Source organism: Dehalococcoidia bacterium, from assembly GCA_035574915.1.
GTDB lineage: Bacteria > Chloroflexota > Dehalococcoidia > DSTF01 > WHTK01 > DATLYJ01.
On the sequence record DATLYJ010000062.1, the window covers coordinates 1 to 6,322 of the forward strand.

Sequence of the window (6,322 nt, forward strand, 5' to 3'; positions counted from 1 at the left end):
GCCCGCAGGGTGACGCTGCTCTGGACGATGGCGCGGTGGAAGAGGCCCTTCGCCGCCGGCATCGCCAGCAAGGTGCAGACCTTACGGCCGCCGCCTGACTCCCCGAAGATGGTGACGTTGTTCGGGTCGCCACCGAAGGCCTCGGCGTTGTCGCGCAGCCACTGCAGGGCGAGGACCGCATCGAGCATTCCGGCGATGCCGGAGCCTGCGAACCGCGGGTCGATGTCCGCCAGGTGGAGGAAGCCGAAGACGTTCAGGCGGTGGTTGATGGTGACGACGACGACGTCCTCGCGGCGCGCCAGGTTGGCGCCGTTGTACCAGCCCTCCGAGCCGGCGCCGGAGGCGAAACCGCGGCCGTGGAGCCAGACCATTACCGGCCGCTTCGCGCCGTCGCCAGGCCCGGGGGTCCAGACGTTGAGGACAAGGCAGTCCTCCGACTGCGGCAGCAGCGGTATATGTCCGACCGTGCGGCTCTCGCCCTCAGTCTCGCGCGTTAACGCGCCGGACTGAGGGGCGATGGGCCCGAACTCCAGGGCGTCACGGACGCCCGTCCAGGGCTCGGCGGGCAGCGGCGGCAGGAAGCGCCGCCCGGCAGTCGAAGCGCCGTAAGGGATGCCGCGGAAGACGAAGACGCCGCGCTCGGTCGATCCGCGCAGCTTGCCGTGCGTAGTCTCTACGATCCGTTCGGTAGTGGTCGTCATCGCGGCCTCCTGACGAGTGATGGTGGGCAGAGACTACAGACTACGGAGGGCAGAGTACAGGGGGGCCGCCGCTATCCACGGCTCCGCGCACTCTGTACTCTGCACTCGAACGCCTCAGGAGGACGCATGCGCCTGACAGTCGCCTTCCCGAACGTTGGAGCACCGCAGGACAAGGTCGCGCTGCGCGACTACGCCCAGGCCCTCGAGGGTCTCGGCGTCGACACGCTGCACGTGGTCGACCACGTCGTGTACGCCTGGCCGAGCGCTGACGGCACGCCTCGCTCCCAGTACCGCGCCGACCTCTGGCACCTGGAGGTCTTCGTCACCCTCGGGTTCCTGGCAGCCGTCACCGAGCGCGTCGGACTCGAGACCGGCGTCGTCGTCCTGCCGCAGCGGCAGCCGCTGGTCGTGGCGAAGCAGGCGGCGTCGGTCGATGCGCTTTCCGGCGGGCGGCTCCGGCTGGGGATCGGGGTCGGCTGGCAGGCGCCGGAGTACGAGGCGCTGGGTGTGCCCTTCAAGCAGCGCGGCTCGCGCATGGTGGAAGCGATAGAGGTGCTCAAGAAGGCCTGGACGCAGGAGCGAATCAGCCACAAGGGGCGCTACTACCGCATCGACGACGTCGGCATGGAGCCGAAGCCGGTACAGAAGCCCCATCCGCCGCTCATCATCGGCGCGACCTCGCCCGTCGCGCTGGAGCGGGCGGGCCGGCTCGCGAACGGCTACGTGGCAGGCCCCGGCACGCCCATTGCCCGCTTCGAGGCGAGCATGCGCTCTGTGCGCGAGGCCGCTCGCGCCGCCGGCCGCGAGCACGAGGTCACGATTTTCGAGGGCTCGATGTTCCCCCAGTCGCCGGATCCCTCCGACAACCTCGAGGCGCTGCGGCAGCACAAGGCGGCGGGGGCCACGGACATGCTGTACTGGATGGGCACGGCGAGAGAGCCTTCGCTGCGGCCGCTCGAGGGCAAGCTCAAGTACGTCGAGCGGCTGGTGCGCGAAGTATGGCCGGAGATGCGCGGCTGAGGCCGCGACTGCTCAGCGTCGCCGTCTGGCATCGCGCGCCAGGTCCGCGCAGGACCCGGCCGAACGGACGGCGTTGGCTCCGACCATAATCAGGCGTGAGAGCCTCTGCCTGGTCCGGGCTGGCGTTCGTGGTGACCGCGATCCTGGCCGCGGCCTGCTCAGGCGAGGCCAGCGAGCCGCCCCCGATCACTGAGACGCCTGTCCTGATCGAGGCGTCCGTCAACCGGGCTGACTGCAACGCCATTCGCGGCCGCGTCTACCTCTCCCACACCGAGCGGGCATGGTTCCTGGCCAATTGCCTTGGCGGCTCGACCCAGGTGAACCGCGGGAACTGCGACATCATCCGGGGCACGGCATACCTCTCCGACGCCGAGCGGTCGTGGTTCATCGCTAACTGCGGCGGCGAGGAGCCGCCGGCCGCGGAGCCGCGCGAATGCCACCCTTCCTACGTCGGGGCCTGTCTCGCCACCAACCTCGGCGACTACGACTGCGCCGACAGGGGTGAAGACGGCCCGAACTACGTGCGCGGGCGGATCCGAGTCGTAGGCCGGGACGAGTTCCTGCTTGACCGGGACGGCGACGGCTTCGGCTGCGAATAGCGCCTACCAGGCGTCGATCGCGGGGCGCTTCTTGCCCTCGCGCGGCGGCGGCGGTCGCAGCGACCGCAGTAGGCTGGCCACCCAGAACCGCGTTTCTGCCGGGTCGATGGCGTCATCGATGCCGAAGCTGGTGGCGTTGTTGACAGCCTTGCCGCGCTCGTAGGCGGCGGCCACGCGGCGCTCGTACTCTCGCATTCGCTCGGCCGGGTCCTCGATCGCCTCCAGTTCGCGGCGGTAGCCAAGCTTCACGGAGCCCTCGAGGCCCATGCCGCCGAACTCGCCCGTCGGCCAGGCCACGGTGAACATCGGCATCCTGTAGCTCCCGCCGGCCATGGCGATGGCGCCGAGGCCGTAGGCCTTGCGGAGCACTACGGTGAAGAAGGGCACGGAGAGGTTCGCGCCGATGAGGAACATGCGGCTGGAGTGGCGGACGAGGGCGGTCTTCTCGATCTCCGGGCCCACCATGATCCCCGGGGTGTCGCAGAAGTAGAGGACCGGCAGGTCGAAGGCGTCGCAGAGCTGCATGAAACGCGCCCCCTTGTCGGCGCCATCAGAGTCGATGGCGCCGCCGAGGTGCATGGGGTTGTTCGCGATGACGCCGAGCGGGCGGCCCTCGACGCGGATGAGGGCGGTGATCATGCCCACCCCGAAGTTCGGGCGCAGTTCCAGGACGCTGCCGACGTCGGCGAGCGTGTGAATGACCTTGCGCACGTCGTAGACGCGCAGGCGGTTCTCGGGGATGATTCGCCGCATCAGGCGCTGGTCCGGGGCTTCCCAGTCCTTGAGGCGGCCCTGGAAGTAGGAGAGGTACTTCTTCGCGACCTGGACGGCTTCGGCCTCGTCCTTGACCGCAATGTCGACCACGCCGTTGGGCACCTGCACCGACATGGGGCCGATTTCCTCCGGCGCGAACACGCCGAGCCCGCCGCCCTCGATCATCGCCGGGCCACCCATGCCGATGTTCGAGTTCTCGGTCGCGATGATGACGTCGCAGCAGCCCAGGACGGAAGCATTGCCGGCGAAGCAACGTCCCGACGTTATGCCGACAAGGGGCACCAGCCCGCTTAGCTGGGGAAAGCGGGCGAACGTAATGCTGCCGCCGCCCCCGCTGGCGTCATCGCCCGGGCGCCCACCGCCGCCTTCGGCGAAGAGCACCACGGGGAGTCGGGCCTCCTCCGCCACATCGATCATGCGGTCGGTCTTGCGGTGGTTGCGGCCGCCCTGAGTGCCGGCGAGCACGGTGTAGTCGTAGCAGATGACGGCGACGCGTGAGGCCGGCTCATCGAAGAGATGGCCGTTGACGTTGCCGATCCCGATGATCATGCCGTCCGCCGGCGTATTCTCGATCAGGTCCTGCATCGTGCGGCGGCTGTGCTGGTTCGCCACCACCAGCGGCCCGTACTCGACCCAGGTGCCGGGATCGATGAGGTCCATGACGTTGGCGCGCGCGGTGCGCTGGCCCTTGGCGGCGCGGCTCGCCACCGCCTTCGGGCGGTTCTCGTCATAGATGTAGGCGCGGCGGTCGAGCACGGCCTTGAGGTCGGGCCGCACCTCGTCGAGGTCGTAGTCCTCCTCCAGCGACACCTCGGCGGCGCCGGTGGCCGTCTCCTCGATGAAGAGCATGGCGTGGCCCTGGTAGAGGGTATCGCCGGGCGCGACGGCGATGCGCCGGACGATGCCGCCGACCTCGGCCCTGACCTCGTGCTGCATCTTCATCGACTCCATGACGGCGAGCACCTGGCCCTTGCGGACGTGGGCGCCGACGGCGACCTCGATCGAGACGACTGTGCCCTGCAGCGGGGTCGTGACCGCGACCGTGCCCTCGGGCGCGGCAACTGCCGCCGGCGAGGCGCCGGGGGGCGATGCCGGGGCCTGCGGGCGCGCGGCCTCGGCCGCCGCCTTCCCGTACTTCAGGACCGCCAGGGGGTCGTTCGGGTCGACCTTCACGCCAGCCTGGCCGGAGGCGGGCGCGCCGCCGGGCGAGGCGCCTTCGGCCGCCGGGGCCGCCGCCTCCAGCTTCGCGCCGTCGGCGTAGCGCATCGGGTGCGCCGCGCCGCCTTCCAGGAGCGCCGGCAGGTGATCGTCGATGAATCGCGTGTAGAGCCGGCCAGCCTTGAAGCCGGGGTCGGAGAGGATGCTGAGGAGGAAGGGGATGTTGGTGTTGACACCCTGGAGGCGGAACTCCGTCAGGGCGCGGTAGCAACGGGCGACGGCCTCCTCGAAGCTCGCTCGCGGCGTGTGGGCGATGACCTTGGCGAGAAGCGAATCGTAGCGCGGGCTGGTCTTGTAACCCGCGTAGCCGAAGGTATCGACGCGGATGCCCGGCCCGCTGGGCGGCTGGAAGGCACTCAGGACCCCGGCGGAGGGCATCGCCGTGCCGTCCGGCTTCATCGTCTCCATGTTCACGCGCACCTGGATTGCGTAGCCGCGCGGCTGCGGGATGTCCGGCTGGAGCAGGCCGAGCGAGGCGAGATGCGCGCCGCCGGCCAGCTCCAGCTGGACGCGGACGATGTCGATGCCCGTGACCTCTTCCGTGACCGTGTGCTCGACCTGCAGGCGCGGGTTGGCTTCGATGAAGGCGAAGAAGGCGCTGTCGCTCGGGTCGGAGGCGTCGACCAGGAACTCGAAGGTGCCGACGTTGTCGTACTTCACCGCCTCGGCGAGACGCACGGCCGCGGCGTGGATGCGCTGGCGCACCTCGGCGCTGAGGCCGGGCGAGGGGGCGATCTCGACCAGCTTCTGGTGGCGGCGCTGAATACTGCAGTCGCGTTCCCAGAGGTGGGTCGCCGCCCCGGACCCGTCGCCGACGATCTGTACCTCGATGTGGCGCGCCTGCCGCACCAGCCGTTCGACGTAGACGTCGCCGTTGCCGAAGGCGGCCTGGGCCTCGGCACGGCAGCGGGCGAGCGCCTCCTCGAGGCCGTCGAGGCTCTCGATGACGCGCATGCCGCGGCCGCCGCCGCCGCCGATGGCCTTGATGATCATCGCCTCACCGGGAGGCAGGGACGCGAAGAACTCACGCGCCTGCTCCGCGCTGGTGGGGCCGCTCGTCCCGGGAAGGACGGGGACGCCGGCCCGGGCGGCGGCCTCGAGGGCGCGGACCTTGTCGCCGAACAGCTCGAGGATCTCCACCCGCGGCCCGACGAACGTGATGCCTTCCTCACGCAGGCGGCGCGCGAAGGCAGCGTTTTCCGACAGGAAGCCGTAGCCGGGGTGGACGGCTTCGCAGCCGGTTTCCTTCGCGGCCGCCACCATCTGCTCGATGTCCAGGTAGGCGCGGACGCCCGCGCCCCTCAGCGGCCAGGCCTCGTCGGCCTGGCGGAGGTGCAGCGACTCGGCGTCGTCTTCGGAGTAGACGGCGACTGTCCTGATACCGAGTTCGGAGGCGGCGCGCAGGACGCGGATAGCGATCTCGCCGCGGTTGGCGACGAGGAGGGACCTGGGCAGCATCGGCACCCTCTTGTCTAGAGCCGGCGAGGCGGCCTTCGTTCTGGGCGAGAGTTTGGCAGAGATGAGGGCAGAGTGGAATACCGTACCGAGTCTCGCTGCCCGATACCGGATCCGGGCCGGTCAGCGGCCCGGGTGCTCAACCAGGGCCGCCAGCCGCTTCGGAGCGACCATCATGTAGGCCTCCCTGACAATGTCTGCCAGCTGGTCCCAGTCCTGGGGCACGTCCAGGTAGACGCCCAGCCAGCCACGCTGGCCGACGTACGGCGGGCGGAAGAAGCGGCCGGGATCGGCGCCGGCCAGCACCTCCTGGGCTCCGGGCGGCGCAGGGCACCAGAACGCTGTGCGGCTGTCGTTATGGTGGTGGTTGGAGACCATCACGAACTGCTTGCCCTTCTCGCCGGCGAACCATGACGGCTCACCGTGGCTCAACCTCTCCGTCGCCTCCGGCAGGGCAAGGCAAATGGTGCGCAGGCGTTCGATAGCGCCGTCCGCGTGCATGGCGGTGATTTTACAGGCCGCGCACCGGCCACGAGCGCAGCGAGCCTGACAGAG

At 70.0% G+C, this 6,322-nt stretch carries 5 protein-coding genes; 2 read left to right on the forward strand and 3 right to left on the reverse strand.

Features of this window, described 5'->3' with window-relative positions; all coding sequences use genetic code 11:
- A partial coding sequence (locus VNN10_05855; GenBank protein HXH21533.1) for a carboxylesterase family protein occupies nt 1-701 on the reverse strand: 701 nt, incomplete at its 3' end.
- A 126-nt stretch (nt 702-827) separates the two neighbouring features.
- Here VNN10_05855 and VNN10_05860 point away from each other — a divergent pair.
- Together VNN10_05860 and VNN10_05865 are read left to right on the forward strand one after the other, a co-directional pair.
- Nucleotides 828-1,721 (forward strand): LLM class F420-dependent oxidoreductase, encoded by an 894-nt coding sequence (locus tag VNN10_05860; protein HXH21534.1) that lies wholly within the window; start codon nt 828-830, stop codon nt 1,719-1,721.
- A 95-nt stretch (nt 1,722-1,816) separates the two neighbouring features.
- Nucleotides 1,817-2,320: a hypothetical protein gene (locus VNN10_05865; protein ID HXH21535.1), complete on the forward strand. Its 504-nt coding sequence runs from the start codon at nt 1,817-1,819 to the stop codon at nt 2,318-2,320.
- Nucleotides 2,321-2,323: 3 nt separating this feature from the next.
- Here the strand turns inward: VNN10_05865 and VNN10_05870 are convergent, their stop codons facing one another.
- Both VNN10_05870 and VNN10_05875 read right to left on the reverse strand, forming a co-directional pair.
- The gene (locus VNN10_05870; GenBank protein ID HXH21536.1) at nt 2,324-5,770 is read right to left on the reverse strand and encodes a carboxyl transferase domain-containing protein; all 3,447 of its coding nucleotides are present in this window, start codon (nt 5,768-5,770) and stop codon (nt 2,324-2,326) included.
- A gap of 120 nt (nt 5,771-5,890) precedes the next feature.
- Nucleotides 5,891-6,268: an MmcQ/YjbR family DNA-binding protein gene (locus VNN10_05875; protein ID HXH21537.1), complete on the reverse strand. Its 378-nt coding sequence runs from the start codon at nt 6,266-6,268 to the stop codon at nt 5,891-5,893.
- Between the last annotated feature and the right edge of the window lie 54 nt (nt 6,269-6,322).

What these genes read in the sequence shown, in the direction of transcription:
- VNN10_05860 (HXH21534.1), top strand. Translation starts at nt 828, where the DNA reads ATGCGCCTGACAGTCGCCTTCCCGAACGTTGGAGCACCGCAGGACAAG.
- VNN10_05870 (HXH21536.1), bottom strand. Translation starts at nt 5,770, where the DNA reads ATGCTGCCCAGGTCCCTCCTCGTCGCCAACCGCGGCGAGATCGCTATC.
- VNN10_05875 (HXH21537.1), bottom strand. Translation starts at nt 6,268, where the DNA reads ATGCACGCGGACGGCGCTATCGAACGCCTGCGCACCATTTGCCTTGCC.